Source organism: Stenotrophomonas sp. GSD10 (assembly GCF_056172695.1).
In genome coordinates this window covers 1792298-1807159 of sequence record NZ_JAOCMC010000002.1, presented here as the reverse complement: position 1 = coordinate 1807159, position 14862 = coordinate 1792298, and the positions used below count along the sequence as shown (strand labels likewise).

Sequence of the window (14862 nt, the reverse complement as noted above, 5' to 3'; positions counted from 1 at the left end):
CGGAAAGGTGCTCCTGCGCATTTTCCGTGATTGCCCATCAAGCCCGGCCCTGCCCCGCCGATACCTTCATCAGCGCTGGTTGGGCATGCCCAACCGCCCCTTCCGGGGTCGCCTTCACGCCCGACCAGGGCTGAAAACCCCGGAAAAACAGCCTCCGGCACCGGATTTCAGCTTCGACGGAATTCACGCCTAAAGGTTGTTGACAAAGCGCCGTTATTCATTTGGCAACGGCGAAGCACACAGCCACACAAAAAACAGGCGGCGCTTCGTTTCATTCACCAACGGGTTCCATATAAGAGGAGACGACCCCATGGCACAGGTAATCAACACCAATACGATGTCGCTCAACGCTCAGCGCAACCTGAGCACCAGCGGCAGCTCGCTCGCCACCACCATCCAGCGCCTCTCGTCCGGCCTGCGCATCAACAGCGCGAAGGACGACGCCGCCGGCCTGGCCATCAGCGAGCGCTTCACCACCCAGATCCGTGGTCTGGACGTGGCCATCCGCAACGCCAACGACGGTATCTCGCTGGCCCAGGTCGCCGAAGGTTCGCTGAACGAAGTCGGCAACAACCTGCAGCGCATCCGCGAACTGGGCGTGCAGGCCTCCAACGCCACCAACTCGGCCAGCGACCGCAAGGCCCTGCAGGCCGAAGTGACCCAGCTGGTCAGCGAAATCGACCGCGTCGCCAAGCAGGCCGACTTCAACGGCACCAAGCTGCTGGACGGCAGCTTCACCAGCCAGCTGTTCCAGGTTGGCGCCAACGCCGGCCAGGCCATCGCCATCAACAGCGTGGTCAACGCCAAGGCCGATTCGCTGGGCGCAGCCACCTTCGCCAACGGCTACACCGGCACCGCGCTGGCCGTGGACAAGGCCACTGCCGATACCACCTACTCCGGCCTGCAGGTCTCGGTGACCCCGCCGGGCGGCACCGCCACCACGGTCACCATCAGCGACTTCACGGTGAAGGCCGGCGAATCGATCAGCTCGGCCACCGCGGCGGCGATCAACAACAAGCTGGGTGAAACCGGTGTGGTCGCCTCGGTCAACGCCGGCGTGATCAGCCTGGCCTCGGTCAAGGATGGCCAGACCTTCGCCCTGGGCGTCAGCGCGGCCACTCCGCCGACCGGCGCCACCGCCGCCACCCTCGCCGGCCTGGGCCTGACCGAGACCAGCACCAACGGCGGCACCCTGACCGGTGCAGCGGCCAGCTTCGTCAAGGACCTGAACGTCACCACCGCCGAGGGCGCGCAGAAGGCGATGTCGATCGTCGACAAGGCGCTGGAATCGGTCAACAGCGTGCGCGCCGACCTCGGCGCGATCCAGAACCGCTTCACCTCGGTGGTGGCCAACCTGCAGACCTCCTCGGAGAACCTGTCCGCCTCGCGCAGCCGCATCCGCGATACCGACTTCGCCAAGGAAACCGCCGAACTGACCCGCACCCAGATCCTGCAGCAGGCCGGTACGGCCATGCTGGCCCAGGCCAACCAGGTGCCGCAGAACGTGCTCAGCCTGTTGCAGCGCTGACATGAGTCGCCCCCGGGGCACGTCGGGGGCGCCTAACCCAACTCACGTGCAACCGCTCAAGGACCTCTCCTCATGGCACAAGTCATCAACACCAATACGATGTCGTTGAATGCTCAGCGTAACCTGAGCACCAGCGGCAGCTCGCTGGCCACCACCATCCAGCGCCTGTCCTCCGGTTCGCGCATCAACAGCGCCAAGGATGACGCCGCCGGTCTGGCGATCTCCGAGCGCTTCGGCACGCAGATCCGCGGTACCGACGTGGCCATCCGCAACGCCAACGACGGCATCTCGCTGGCCCAGGTCGCCGAAGGTTCGCTGACCGAGATCGGCAACAACCTGCAGCGCGTCCGCGAGCTGTCGGTGCAGGCTTCCAACGCCACCAACTCGGCCAGCGACCGCAAGGCCCTGCAGGCTGAAGTGACCCAGCTGGTCAGCGAAATCGACCGCGTGGCCAAGCAGTCCGATTTCAACGGCACCAAGCTGCTGGATGGCTCGTTCTCCAGCCAGCTGTTCCAGGTCGGCGCCAACGCCGGCCAGGCCATCGCCATCGACAAGACCATCGACGCCAAGGCCAACGCCCTGGGCGGCGCCCGCTTCGACACCAACTCGCTGGCCCTGGCCGACCCGGGCACCAACGGTGACTTCAGCACCACCGGCCTGTCCATCAACGGTGTGGCCATCGCCGATGTCTCGGTCAAGCAGGGCGCCGACGCCGCTGCCACCGGCAAGGCCTCGCGTGAAGCGCTGGTGACCGCGATCAACGCCAAGATCGGCGAAACCGGCGTCTATGCCGAAGTCAACGGCACCACCGGCGTGACCCTGACCTCGGTCAAGGACAGCACCAACGCCGACGGTTCGTTCAAGGCCATCACCGCGACCCCGGGCACCTGGACCGGCGCCACCGCGCCGACCTTCACCGCCACCACCGCTGCGGCGGCACCGGCGGCGAAGTACGCCAGCAACCTGGACGTCAGCACCGTGAAGGGCGCCCAGCAGGCGATGGAAATCGTCGACAAGGCCCTGGGTGCGATCAACAGCACCCGCGCCGACCTCGGTGCGATCCAGAACCGCTTCACCTCGGTCGTGGCCAACCTGCAGACCTCGTCGGAAAACCTGTCCTCCTCGCGCAGCCGCATCAAGGACACCGATTTCGCCAAGGAAACCGCCGAACTGACCCGCACCCAGATCCTGCAGCAGGCCGGCACGGCCATGCTGGCCCAGGCCAACCAGGTGCCGCAGGGCGTGCTCAGCCTGCTGCGCTGATCCGCTCGCCGCTCGATCTCCGGGCGCTGCATGATGCGGCGCCCGGATCCTGAAACACGTTCCACCTCCGCCAAAGGAAAAGCACCATGGCACAAGTCATCAACACCAATACGATGTCGCTGAACGCTCAGCGCAACCTGAGCACCAGCGGCAGTTCGCTGGCCACCACCATCCAGCGCCTGTCCTCCGGTTCGCGCATCAACAGCGCCAAGGACGACGCCGCCGGTCTGGCGATCTCCGAGCGTTTCGGCACCCAGATCCGCGGTACCGACGTGGCCATCCGCAACGCCAACGACGGCATCTCGCTGGCCCAGGTCGCCGAAGGTTCGCTGACCGAAATCGGCAACAACCTGCAGCGCGTCCGCGAGCTGTCGGTGCAGGCTTCCAACGCCACCAACTCGGCCAGCGACCGCAAGGCCCTGCAGGCCGAAGTGACCCAGCTGGTCAGCGAAATCGACCGCGTGGCCAAGCAGTCCGATTTCAACGGCACCAAGCTGCTGGACGGCTCGTTCTCCAGCCAGCTGTTCCAGGTCGGCGCCAACGCCGGCCAGGCCATCGCCATCGACAAGACCATCGACGCCAAGGCCGGCTCGCTGGGCACCTCGACCTTCGCCAGCGGTGCAACCGCTGCGCTGGCCGCCAGCACCGACGGCGCCCGTTTCTCCGGCACCGTGATGGGCGTTGACATCGGCACCGTCGAAGTCAAGGCCGGTGCCACCACCGCCGATGCCTCCAAGGCCGTGGCCACCGCCATCAACGCCAAGATCGGCGAAGCCGGCATCTACGCCGAAGCCAATGCCGACGGCACCCTGAAGCTGAGCTCGGTGAAGGAAGGCAAGGCCGTGGCCGCTGCCGACATCGCGCTGATGCGCAGCGACTTTGATGGCACCGCCAAGACCTGGGGTACCGCTGCCGCCGCCGGTGCCTACACCGCGGGTGCCGATACCGCCGCCAACGTGCAGAAGCTGGACGTGAGCACCGTGCTCGGCGCACAGCAGGCACTGGAAGTGGTCGACAAGGCCCTGGGTGCGATCAACAGCACCCGTGCCGACCTCGGTGCGATCCAGAACCGCTTCACCTCGGTCGTGGCCAACCTGCAGACCTCGTCGGAAAACCTGTCCTCCTCGCGTAGCCGCATCAAGGACACCGATTTCGCCAAGGAAACCGCCGAGCTGACCCGCACCCAGATCCTGCAGCAGGCCGGTACGGCCATGCTGGCCCAGGCCAACCAGGTGCCGCAGGGCGTGCTCAGCCTGCTGCGCTGATCCACGGCAGAAGGCGCCGCTACCGTCGAAGTGAATCGACGGTAGCGGCAACCTGGAAGCCAGGGTGCTCGAAGGTGCGGGCCATGCCCGGCCCGGGAACCGTCCCGAACCGGCTTGGCATCGCCCGCCCCTGCGGACCTCTCTTTCAGCGCTGTACTCTTGACTGTACGTACCGGGCGGCTTCGTCTCCCCCGATTGTCAGTAGCCTGATCCCTCCCCTGCATTGGGGGAGGGTTTTTGCAGACCCCCGGCAGCCTGCGGTGAACCCACCCGCACCCTGCCCCATCCCTCCTGCAACCTGCGTGCCAGAACCCGCCGCCAGAGCGTTGGCACGGCGCATGCATCAACGAAGTCCTCAAGACCCAGCGGCGCAGGCCGCTATTTTCGTTGACGACGGGCCACCGCACCGCGGCCAGGCCCGGATACCAGGAGAAACGACGTGGCAGACTTTGGATACGGTGGCATTGGCTCGGGACTGAACATCTCGGACATCGTCAACCAGCTGGTCGCGGCAGACCGCAAGCCCGCCGACAATGCGCTGAACCTGCAGCAGTCCAAGACCAAGATGCAGTTGTCGTCGATCGGCACCGTCACCTCGGCCTTCGACAAGCTGAAGACCGCGCTGACCGCGCTGAAGGCCACCACCGCCTTCGACACCCGCACCGTGACCGCCTCGGGCAAGGCCGGCCTCAACAATGCCGAGGACGTGCTGACCGCCTCGGTGGCGCTGTACGACCTGGGCACGACCAAGGCCGCCGCCTCCAATGGCACGCACATCGTCGATGTGACCTCGCTGGCCACCGCCCACAAGCTGATCGCCGACACCTCGGTGCCGAAAACCGACACCTTCGGTGCCGGGACCTTGACGCTGACCGTGGGTGTCGGTGACAAGGCCAAGACCATGAACGTGGAGGTGGAGGACGGCGATACGCTGACCACCATCCGCAACAAGATCGATGCCGCCGGCCGCAAGGAAGGCGTGCAGGCCACGCTGATCACCTCCGGTGACAACCAGTACCTGTCGATCGCCCAGGAAAAGACCGGCGCGGCCAACGCCATCAAGCTCGAGTACGGCGGCAGCGACCCGAAGCTGGGCGCGCTGGTCGGCAGCCTGAAGCAGAACACCCCAGCCGCCGATGCCGAACTGACCATCGATGGCGTCAAGGTGGTCAGCGCCAGCAACACCGTGGCCGATGCCGTTCCGGGCCTGACCCTGAACCTGAAGGTGCCCGGCAAGAGCACCGTGGTGATCAGCACCGACACCACTGCGGCGACCAAGGTGATGCAGGAGTTCGTGACCGCCTACAACGCGGCGATCGCGGCGATCAACTCGGAAACCAAGTACGACGCCAAGACCAAGGAAGCATCGGCCCTGACCGGCGATGCCCAGATGCGCGGTGCCTCCAGCCAGCTGCGTTCGGTGATGGCCGGCGTGCTGAAGGAGCTTTCCGCCTCCGGGCTGGACCCGAAGGCGATCGGCCTGCAGACCCGCGGCTACCCCAATGCCGACGGCAGCCTGGTGCTGGATACCACCAAGTTCGCAGCCACCCTGGCCGCCCAGCCGGAGAAGGTGCGCCAGGCGATTACCGGTGACACCGGCGGCGCTGGCCAGCTGTACTCGCTGGTGGACGGCTACGTGAGCACCACGGTCGGCAAGGAAGGCGCCTTTGTTGCACGCACCAAGGGCCTGAACACCACCCTGGACAACATCGACAAGCGCCGCAAGGACCTCGACACGCGCATGAAGAGCGTGGAAGAGCGCTACAAGAAGCAGTTCATCGCGCTGGACAGCCTGATGGGCAAGCTGCAGCAGAGCAACACCGCACTGCAGCAGCAGCTGGCGCAGTTGAATCGCTGACAACGCGTGTGCAGCGCTCAAGTTTGGCGCGCAACGCACCGATAACGGACGCAACAGCAATCATCGCCGGGCCGTCGGCTGCGATCACCCTGATCGCCCGGCGGCGCCCAGCGCAAGGAGAATCACGAATGTACGGTTCCAGCCGTCAGTACGCCGAGCAATACCGCCAGGTGGGTGTAACCAGCGCGGTCGCCGATGCCGATCCGCACAAGCTGGTGGCGATGCTGCTGGCCGGCGCGCTGGAGCGCGTGCGCCGCGCCCTGGCCAGCCTGGAACGCGGCGACCAGGCCGGCAAGGGCAAAGCGATCGGCGAAGTCTGTGCGATCGTCGGCCACCTCAATGGCTCGCTGGATCACGAAGCCGGTGGCGAGATCGCCGCCAATCTTTCCTCGCTCTACGACTACGTGCTGCAGCGCCTCACCGAAGCCAACCTGCACAATGACCGTGCCGCGCTGGACGAGGCCCTGCAGCTGCTCGGCGAGATCGACAGCGCCTGGAACGCGATTCCGCAGGAACAGCGCCGCCCGGCCGCGGTGGCACCATGAGCCTGCACGAACTGCACGCGCAGCTGGATGCCTTCGAGAAGGCGCTGGGCGAGGACACGTTCGACCAGGCCGACAGCCTGCTCGATGGCCATGACAGCACCCTGCATGCCCTGCTCAGCCAACCGCTGACCGCGGCCGACCACGCCCCGCTCACGGCACTGTTCGAACGCCAGCAGAACCTGCTGGGCCTGCTGCGCCAGCGCCGCGATGCGGTGGCGGCACTGATGAACGATGGCCAGCGCTCTCTTCGCGCGGCGCATGCCTACCTGCAGGCAGAATCGCTGGTATGACCCTGCTGCCCACCACCTCGCTGCATCATCCGGCCGAGAGCGAACTGTTCGATGAGACCCTGAGCTGCGAGCTGGCCCTTCCGGCCGAGTTCCAGGCCGGCAGCGCGGCGGGCCGTACCAGCAGCGCCGAAGGGCTGCTGCGCAGCCTGGCGCTGGTGGAGGACAGCCGCATCGACGAGCACGAAGAACGCAGCGAAGCCAGCCTGCAGCTGCAGCGCGTGGAAGCCAAGCTCGACCTGGCGATGGTGCTGCTGGGCCGCCTGGTGCGCCAGCAGGGCCAGGAACTCACGCTGCGCCCGGTGCGCTGGTCACGCCGCGGCATCCGCCTCCAGCTCGGCCCGCGCAGTGGCGCCAGCGCGGGTCAGGCCGGGGTGGTCCGCCTGCAACCCAGCGACTGGTTGCCCGATCACATCGACCTGCCGGTGGAAGTGGTGGCCGAAGCCGCCGACGGCAGTGGTGTCCTGTGGCTGCGCTTCCAGCGGCTGGGCGATGGCCTGGAGATGGCCATGGAGCGGCACCTGTTCCGCCTGCACCGCCGGCAGGTGGCCGAGGCGCGTCGCGCCCGTTGAATCGTGCCTGCGGGTGCGCGAAGGTCAACCCTTGGCGCGCCCGTTCAGCTAAGTTAAGGTGGGCTCCCCTGGACGGATCTGCTGCGTGCCTGTGCGAGTTCTCATCGTCGACGATCACACCCTCGTCCGTGCCGGCCTGGCGCGGCTGCTGCAGGGGTTTGCCGACGTGCAGCTGGTCGCTGAGGCCAGCAACGCCGAGCAGGCACTTCAACTGGCCCTGCAGCACGCACCGGACGTGGTGCTGATGGACCTGTCCCTGCCCGGCCGGACCGGCCTTGAGGCGCTCAGCGATATCCGCCTGCGCGCCCCTGGCACCCGGGTGGTGATGATGACCATGCACGACGACGCCGCCCATGTCCGCGATGCTTTGGATCGCGGCGCGGTGGGTTTCGTGGTCAAGGACGCGGCGCCGCAGGAACTTGAGCTGGCGCTGCGTGCCGCGCATGCCGGCCAGGTGTTCCTGAGCCCGCAGATCTCGGCCAAGATGCTGGCACCGATGCTCGGCCGCGAGAAGCCCACCGGCATCGCCGCATTGTCACCGCGCCAGCGCGAGATCCTGCGCCGCATCGGCAAGGGTGAGAGCAACAAGGAAATCGCCGCCGATCTTGGCATCAGCGTCAAGACCGTGGAGACCCATCGTGCGCGCATGATGGAATCACTGGGCTGCCGCCGCGCCAATGATCTGCTGCTGCTGGCCGCGCGCCACCAGCACGAGCTGGAGTGATCTGCGCCAGCATTGGTCGGCGGAAAAAATGCCCGGTAGAGTCGACTGTCAGTCGACTTGCGCGCGGAGCGCGGGATTTTTGCTGGGGCGGTTGGAGAGCAGTCGACTAACAGTCGACTCTACCGGCGGTCGACTCTACCGGCAGTCGACTCTACCGGCAGTCGACTCTACCAACGCGCGACACCCGGCATCGGCGACGAAATCCCGTCGCCCCGACGCGCCCCGACAGGAATCCGTACACCACCCACAGCGGATCCTGCCTCGTCTCCACGGCCAATCAATGACTTGGCGGCGACCTTCGTCAATATCCCGCGCCCTTGTAGGGGGTTTCCCTACACGCTGTCGGGACAACCACCAAGCCCCTCAGGAACCCCCGATTCCGCCTGCGCCGGATGAAAAGCAAGATGCGTTCCACAAGGCGCCGGGGAGCGGTGCCGGGGAACCACGATGAAGGCTGCACTCTCGACCCAGCTGGGCCAACAACTTCACCTCACCCCGCAGCTGCTGCAGTCGATCCGGCTGCTGCAGCTCGATGGCCTGCACCTGGAACAGGAAATCCAGCGCCTGCTGGACTCCAACCCGCTGCTGGAGATCGAAGAGGCCGAAACGCCTGCCGCCGACGCCAACGATGCCAGCGCCACCACGCTGGACACCGCCGCCTTCGACGAACTGCCCGAGTCGTCGATGTGGGATGTCACCGGCGCCAGCTGGCAGGACGGTGATGACGACCGCATGGCGCGCATCGCCGCAGGCGAATCGAGCGATCCGCAGCTGCGCGTGCTGCAGCGCCTGTCGCTGGACATGGACGATCGCCAGCTGGCGGTGGCGGCGTTCTGGCTGGACCATTGTGACGAGGCCGGCTATCTGCAGGCACCGCTGGACCAGCTGCAGCTGCTGGCCAGTGCACAGTTCGACATCGCCGCCGACGGCGTGGAAGCCATCCGCCAGCAGCTGCTGCATGGCGAGCCGGCCGGCATGGCCGCGCAGGATCTGCGCGAGGGCCTGTTGGCGCAGCTGCGCAGCCTGCATGGCGTGGTGCCTGCGCGGCACCTGGCCGTGCGCATCCTGGACGGCGCACTGGACGCGCTGGCCGCGCATGACTACCCCGCCCTCGCCCGCCAGCACGACGCCGAGATCGACGACGTGCGCGAGGCGGTGCGCCTGATCCTCTCGCTGCAACCGCGCCCGGGCGACAGCCTGCTGCCCGAGCGCAACGCCGTGGTGGTACCGGACGTGGTCGCCTGGCATGCCGACAATCAATGGAAGGTGGCGCTGAACCCGGCCACCAGCCGCCGCGTCTCGATCAACAGCCAGTACGAACAGGCGCTGGCCGACAGCAGCGAGGCCGCCCCGGCGCTGCGCGAGATGCTGCAGGAAGCACGCTGGTTCAGCCGCGGCCTGTCGATGCGCTATGACACGCTGCTGCGCACCGCGCGGGTGATCGTCGAGCGCCAAGCCGCGTTCCTGGTGCGTGGCGAGGAAGCCATGGCGCCACTGACCCTGAAGGAAGTGGCCGAGGAGATCGGCATGCACGAGTCCACCGTCTCGCGCATCACCACCGGCAAGTTCCTGCAGACCCCGCGCGGCACCTTCGAACTGAAGCACTTCTTCGCCGTGCGCCTGGAAGGTGCCAGCGTCTCCGGCCAGGCGGTCAAGGCCATGGTCCGGCGCCTGATCGACGCCGAGCCGGCCGGCCGCCCGCTGGCCGATGAGGCCATCGCCGGCCTGCTGTCACGCCAGGGGTGAACATTGCACGCCGAACCGTCGCAAAATACCGAGAACAACTGGATATCGCCCCGGCCCGCGAACGGCGCCGGCTCAGCGCCAGGCAACCGCAGCTGGCCCGGGTGGGCTGAAAAGGATGTTGGACATGAACAAGCTCACGGTCCTGCTGGTCGATGACCACGAGGGCTTCATCAATGCGGCGATGCGTCATTTCCGCAAGATCGACTGGCTGCAGATCGTCGGCAGTGCCGGCAACGGCCTGGAAGCCATCGAACGTTCGGAGACGCTGCGCCCGCAGGTGGTGCTGATGGACCTGGCCATGCCGGAAATGGGCGGCCTGCAGGCCACCCGCCTGATCAAGTCGCAGGACGATGCCCCCTACATCGTGATCGCCAGCCACTTCGACGACGCCGAGCACCGCGAACACGCGCTGCGCGCCGGCGCCGACAATTTCGTCAGCAAGCTGTCCTACATCCAGGAAGTCATGCCGATCCTGGAAGGCCTCAGGGAGGATCGATCGTGAGCGAATCGCGCATCCTGGTGCTGGACAACGACGCCGTGCGCGCCGAGCGCACCGTTGCCCTGCTGGAATTCATGGACTTCAATCCGCGCTGGGTTTCCGACGCGGCAGACTTCGACCTGGGCCGGCAGCGCCAGAACGACTGGATGGCGGTGATCGTCGGCAGCCTGGACGACAGCGCCGCCAGCACGGCGCTGTACCACTGGCTGGGCGGCAGCAGCCTGCCGCCACCGGTGCTGCTGGCCGATGGTGATGCCGCTGCCTTCGCGCAGCTGCATGGCCTGCACGAAGCCAACATCTGGTCGCTGGAAACGCCACTGCGTCACGCGCAGATGGAAGCCCTGCTGCGCCGCGCCAGCCTCAAGCGCCTGGATGCCGAGCACCAGGCCGGTGCCGTGCAGGACCAGGGACCGACCGGCAATGGCCCGGCCGTTACCGAACTGCGCACCATGATCGAGCAGGTGGCCGCGTTCGATACCACCGTGCTCGTGCTGGGCGAATCGGGCACCGGCAAGGAAGTGGTCTCGCGTGCGATCCACCAGCGCTCGCCGCGTCGTGATGGCCCGTTCGTGGCGATCAACTGCGGTGCCATTCCGGCCGACCTGCTGGAAAGCGAACTGTTCGGCCACGAGAAGGGCGCTTTCACCGGCGCACTGACCGCGCGCAAAGGCCGTTTCGAAATGGCCGAGGGCGGCACCCTGCTGCTGGATGAAATCGGCGACATGAGCCTGCCGATGCAGGTCAAGCTGCTGCGCGTGCTGCAGGAACGCAGCTTCGAGCGGGTGGGCGGCAACCAGACCATCCGCTGCAATGTGCGCGTGGTCGCCGCGACCCATCGCGACCTGGAAACCCGCATTGCCGAGGGCAAGTTCCGCGAGGATCTGTTCTACCGCCTGAACGTGTTCCCCATCGACGTGCCGGCCCTGCGCGAACGCCGCGAGGACCTGCCCGCGCTGGTGGAAACCATCGCCGCGCAGCTGGCCCGCACCGGCCGTGGCGAAGTGCGCTTCACCGCGGAGGCCCTGCAGGCCCTGGCCGGCTACGAATGGCCGGGCAACGTGCGCGAACTGACCAACCTGGTCGAGCGCCTGGCGGTGCTGCATCCGGGCGGTTCGGTGCGCGTGCAGGACCTGCCGGCCCGCTACCGTGGCGATACCGCACTGGCTGTCGCCCCGGTTGCGGCTCCGGCGCCGCCGGTGGCCAGTGAAGAACGCCTGGACCTGCGCAGCTTCTCGTTCCACACCCCGGGCAGTGGCAACCAACCGGCGCTGGAACACGGCATCGCGGTCAATCGCGCCGCCGCACCGGCGGCATTGCCCGATGACGGCCTGGACCTGCGCAACCACATGGCCAACATCGAACTGGGCCTGATCAACGAAGCACTGGAACGCACCCAGGGCGTCGTCGCCCACGCCGCCCAGCTGCTTGGCCTGCGCCGCACCACCCTGGTGGAAAAGCTGCGCAAGTACGGCATCGAACGCGAGCAGGCCGAACTGGCCAGCTGAACTGCGTCACCCGCATGAAGGGGGCACGAACGCCTGGGCTTGCCCGGGCGTTGGTGTTTCCAGAACCCGGGGTCAGATCCCTTTCCTGCCGAAAGGGATCTGACCCCGATGCATTTGCACGTTTTCCTAAAGACAACGCAGCTGCGATGCGGAGCATGGCAGGAACACTCCTAAGGAGGTTCCATCGTGCAACGCCTTACCCTGCTCACCGCCCTGCTCTGCCCGACCCTGGCTGCCGCCGCCAACTGCACCCTGCCCGCCACGCTGGACCAGCGCCAGTTCACCAACCTCAGCGACCCGCTGTATGCGCCCGACAACCCCAACGCCGGGCGCATGGTGCAGGTCAGCTTCGCCGGCAGCCAGTACGTGCTGGAAATCCTCGGCACCGACCTGCGCATCGGCGGCAGCTACCGCTATCAGCGCCTGGCGCCGCATATCGCGGAAATCCAGATGACCGAGGCCCACCCGGGCGGCCCCGCCCACTACACCCTGCTGCTGACCTGCCTGAGCGATCGCCAGGGCCGTTTCATCTACACCCAGCACGACGGCCCCATCGCACCGCGCCAGCGCCAGAATTCCGGCCGCTGGACCCTGCAGCCGTAGGCCAGAAAACCGACGCCGGTTAAATGGCGCCACGACCGGGGTCAGAGCCCGCTGCGTTGCAACGGGATCTGACCCCATCCGATTAGTGCCGACCAACGGTCGGCACCCACCATCAGCAGCAGGTTCCAACAGATCGCGGCCAACTGTCGAAGGCGGGGTGGGTCCGGTTGCGGGAGCGTGAGCGCCATGGATGGCGCGACCGAGCCCCAGGGACGGATTTACGGCGTCCCCCGCAACCGGACCCACCCCGCCATCCCACGGAAAGCCCAGCTGTTGCTGTTGAGGTTGCCGGCCAGCGGCCGGCACTACCGCGGGAGCAGGGTGCAACCCCGCAAAACACACCCCCACCCTCACTTCACTGAATCGAAAACCGGTTTCGGCACGGCACTTGCACCTGCTCCAGCAGACAACCCCATCCCCTGTTTCTGGAACCGTTGCAGATGTCCCACTCCGTCACGTCGATCCTTTCGCAGATCCGCTCCTATCAGACCCAGATGGGACAGCCGGCACTCAACCCGCTGGCCGAAGCGCCGCGCAGCAATGCCCTGCCGGGAGCGGTCCTGGATGCCCCGCAGGCGCAGCCGGCCAGCTTCACCGAGACCCTGCGCGGTGCGATCGCCGGCGTCAACGATGCGCAGCAGAAATCCGGCGCGCTGGCCAAGGCCTTCGAACTGGGCGACCCCAGCGCCGACCTGGCCAAGGTGATGGTCGCCTCGCAGCAGTCCCAGATCGCCTTCCGCGCCACCGTGGAAGTCCGCAACCGTCTCGTCCAGGCCTACCAGGACGTGATGAACATGCCGCTGTAAGGAACGTTGACGCATGGCACTGACGCTTTCCAAGGACAGCCTGAACGCCGAGAAGGCCGGGCAATGGTTCGACCGCCTGCAGAGCCTTCAGATCACCCGTCGGCTCGGCCTGATGGCAATGATCGCCGTGGCGGTGGCGGCGGGCCTGGCCGTGTTCTTCTGGTCGCAGAAGCCGGGCATGGTGCCGCTCTACACCGGCCTGGACCAGAAGGCCACCGCTGAAGCCACCGACCTGCTGCGCGCCGCGCAGATTCCGTTCGCCCTCGATCCGGCCACCGGTGGCATCACCGTGCCGGAAAAGAACCTGCACGATGCCCGCCTGAAGCTGGCCGGCTCCGGCCTGACCGACAGCGGCAAGCTGGGCTTCGAGCTGATGGAACGCGATCCCGGCTTCGGCGTCAGCCAGTTCGTGGAAAGCGCTCGCTACCAGCACGCGCTGGAAACCGAGCTGTCGCGCACCATCAACACGCTGCGCCCGGTGCGCGACTCACGCGTGCACCTGGCCATTCCCAAGCCCAGCGCCTTCACCCGCCAGCGCGACGTGGCCAGTGCCTCGGTCACCCTGGAACTGCGTGGCGGCCAGCAGCTGGAACGCAGCCAGGTGGACGCCATCGTGCACATGGTGGCAGCCAGCATTCCCGACCTGGCGCCCGAACGCGTGACGGTGGTCGACCAGAGCGGGCGCATGCTCAGCGTCAGCGATCCGAACAGCGAAGCGGCCGTCAACGCCGCACAGTTCGAGCAGGTGCGCCGCCAGGAAACCTCGTTCAACCAGCGCATCCGCGAACTGCTGGAACCGATGACCGGCCCCGGCCGCGTCAATCCGGAAGTGAGCGTGGACATGGACTTCTCGGTGACCGAGGAAGCCCGCGAACTCTACAACGGTGAACCGCAGAAGCTGCGCAGCGAGCAGATGAGCGAGAACACCACCAGCACCCCGGGCCCGCAGGGCGTGCCGGGCGCGACCAGCAACAGCCCGCCGGGCCAGCAGGCCGCCCCCGCCACCGCGCAGGCGCCGACCGAAAGCAGCAAGAACGCCACCCGCAACTACGAGCTGGACCGCACCCTGCAGCACACCCGGCAGCCGGCCGGGCGCATCAAGCGTGTCTCGGTGGCGGTGCTGGTGGACAACGTGCCGCGTGCCGGTGCCAACGGCAAGGTCAGCCCGCAGCCGCTGTCGGCCGCCGAACTGACCCGCGTTGAGGCCCTGGTCAAGCAGGCGGTCGGTTTCAACGCCGAGCGCGGCGACACCGTGTCGGTGATGAACGCCCCGTTCGTGCGCGACACCACCCCGGTCGAAGGCCCGGCCTGGTGGGAGCTGCCCTGGGTGCACGATGCCGGGCGCATGCTGCTGGGCGCCGTGGTGGTACTGGCGCTGCTGTTCGGCGTACTGCGCCCGGCGCTGCGTGCGATCACCGGCCAGGGCAAGAAGAACGAGAACCAGGCACTGGAGCCGCACACCGCGGACGTGCAGCTGGTGGACGACGATGGCCTCCCGCTGCCGGCACTGGGCGCGGACCGGGCCAGCCTGGGAGGGCCGGATGCACTGGCCCTGCCGGTGGATTCTTACGAGGAACGACTGCGGATGGCGCGTGAAGCCGTGAAGACCGACTCCAAGCGTGTGGCCCAGGTGGTCAAGGGTTGGGTGGCCAATGACTGAG

Annotated in this window: 13 protein-coding genes and 1 pseudogene; all 14 read left to right on the top strand. The window is 67.1% G+C overall.

Annotated elements, in window-relative coordinates:
• Positions 1 to 310 precede the first annotated feature (310 nt).
• The 14 genes and pseudogenes from N4G47_RS08575 to fliF all read left to right on the top strand — a co-directional run bounded on the left by N4G47_RS08575 (position 311) and on the right by fliF (position 14861).
• Positions 311 to 1528, top strand: coding sequence for a flagellin (locus tag N4G47_RS08575; RefSeq protein ID WP_107230466.1), 1218 nt, complete (start codon positions 311 to 313; stop codon positions 1526 to 1528).
• 72 nt (positions 1529 to 1600) lie between these two features.
• Positions 1601 to 2791, top strand: coding sequence for a flagellin (locus tag N4G47_RS08570; protein ID WP_475286447.1), 1191 nt, complete (start codon positions 1601 to 1603; stop codon positions 2789 to 2791).
• 86 nt (positions 2792 to 2877) lie between these two features.
• Positions 2878 to 4056 carry a flagellin gene (locus N4G47_RS08565; protein ID WP_107230464.1) on the top strand — a complete coding sequence of 393 codons (1179 nt, stop codon included), beginning with the start codon at positions 2878 to 2880 and terminating at the stop codon, positions 4054 to 4056.
• A gap of 439 nt (positions 4057 to 4495) precedes the next feature.
• Positions 4496 to 5914, top strand: coding sequence for a flagellar filament capping protein FliD (gene fliD, locus N4G47_RS08560; protein WP_107230463.1), 1419 nt, complete (start codon positions 4496 to 4498; stop codon positions 5912 to 5914).
• 128 nt (positions 5915 to 6042) lie between these two features.
• Complete coding sequence (fliS, locus tag N4G47_RS08555; protein ID WP_249844070.1) at positions 6043 to 6459, top strand: flagellar export chaperone FliS; 417 nt, start codon at positions 6043 to 6045, stop codon at positions 6457 to 6459.
• The gene (locus tag N4G47_RS08550; RefSeq protein WP_107230461.1) at positions 6456 to 6749 is read left to right on the top strand and encodes a hypothetical protein; all 294 of its coding nucleotides are present in this window, start codon (positions 6456 to 6458) and stop codon (positions 6747 to 6749) included. The genes fliS and N4G47_RS08550 overlap by 4 nt, the downstream gene beginning before the upstream one ends.
• Positions 6746 to 7318 carry a PilZ domain-containing protein gene (locus N4G47_RS08545; RefSeq protein WP_475286444.1) on the top strand — a complete coding sequence of 191 codons (573 nt, stop codon included), beginning with the start codon at positions 6746 to 6748 and terminating at the stop codon, positions 7316 to 7318. Before N4G47_RS08550 ends, N4G47_RS08545 begins: the two co-directional genes overlap by 4 nt.
• A 91-nt stretch (positions 7319 to 7409) precedes the next feature.
• Positions 7410 to 8042, top strand: a complete 633-nt coding sequence (locus tag N4G47_RS08540) for a response regulator (RefSeq protein WP_005413261.1) — start codon at positions 7410 to 7412, stop codon at positions 8040 to 8042.
• A gap of 447 nt (positions 8043 to 8489) precedes the next feature.
• A pseudogene (rpoN, locus tag N4G47_RS08535) lies at positions 8490 to 9898 on the top strand (RNA polymerase factor sigma-54).
• Positions 9899 to 9912: 14 nt separating this feature from the next.
• Positions 9913 to 10290, top strand: a complete 378-nt coding sequence (locus N4G47_RS08530) for a response regulator (protein WP_010485922.1) — start codon at positions 9913 to 9915, stop codon at positions 10288 to 10290.
• On the top strand, positions 10287 to 11792 hold the full coding sequence (locus N4G47_RS08525; protein ID WP_475286443.1) for a sigma-54 dependent transcriptional regulator: 1506 nt from the start codon (positions 10287 to 10289) through the stop codon (positions 11790 to 11792). The genes N4G47_RS08530 and N4G47_RS08525 overlap by 4 nt, the downstream gene beginning before the upstream one ends.
• Before the next feature lie 186 nt (positions 11793 to 11978).
• Positions 11979 to 12395, top strand: a complete 417-nt coding sequence (locus N4G47_RS08520) for a hypothetical protein (RefSeq protein WP_475286441.1) — start codon at positions 11979 to 11981, stop codon at positions 12393 to 12395.
• A gap of 440 nt (positions 12396 to 12835) precedes the next feature.
• Positions 12836 to 13201 (top strand): flagellar hook-basal body complex protein FliE, encoded by a 366-nt coding sequence (gene fliE, locus N4G47_RS08515; RefSeq protein WP_107230455.1) that lies wholly within the window; start codon positions 12836 to 12838, stop codon positions 13199 to 13201.
• Between the two features lie 13 nt (positions 13202 to 13214).
• Positions 13215 to 14861, top strand: coding sequence for a flagellar basal-body MS-ring/collar protein FliF (gene fliF, locus N4G47_RS08510; protein WP_107230454.1), 1647 nt, complete (start codon positions 13215 to 13217; stop codon positions 14859 to 14861).
• Position 14862: the final 1 nt, after the last annotated feature.

Excerpts from the sequence above, each read along its gene's own strand:
- N4G47_RS08575 (WP_107230466.1), top strand. The coding sequence starts at position 311 with ATGGCACAGGTAATCAACACCAATACGATGTCGCTCAACGCTCAGCGC.
- N4G47_RS08570 (WP_475286447.1), top strand. The coding sequence starts at position 1,601 with ATGGCACAAGTCATCAACACCAATACGATGTCGTTGAATGCTCAGCGT.
- N4G47_RS08565 (WP_107230464.1), top strand. The coding sequence starts at position 2,878 with ATGGCACAAGTCATCAACACCAATACGATGTCGCTGAACGCTCAGCGC.
- fliS (WP_249844070.1), top strand. The coding sequence starts at position 6,043 with ATGTACGGTTCCAGCCGTCAGTACGCCGAGCAATACCGCCAGGTGGGT.
- N4G47_RS08550 (WP_107230461.1), top strand. The coding sequence starts at position 6,456 with ATGAGCCTGCACGAACTGCACGCGCAGCTGGATGCCTTCGAGAAGGCG.
- N4G47_RS08545 (WP_475286444.1), top strand. The coding sequence starts at position 6,746 with ATGACCCTGCTGCCCACCACCTCGCTGCATCATCCGGCCGAGAGCGAA.
- N4G47_RS08530 (WP_010485922.1), top strand. The coding sequence starts at position 9,913 with ATGAACAAGCTCACGGTCCTGCTGGTCGATGACCACGAGGGCTTCATC.
- fliE (WP_107230455.1), top strand. The coding sequence starts at position 12,836 with ATGTCCCACTCCGTCACGTCGATCCTTTCGCAGATCCGCTCCTATCAG.
- fliF (WP_107230454.1), top strand. The coding sequence starts at position 13,215 with ATGGCACTGACGCTTTCCAAGGACAGCCTGAACGCCGAGAAGGCCGGG.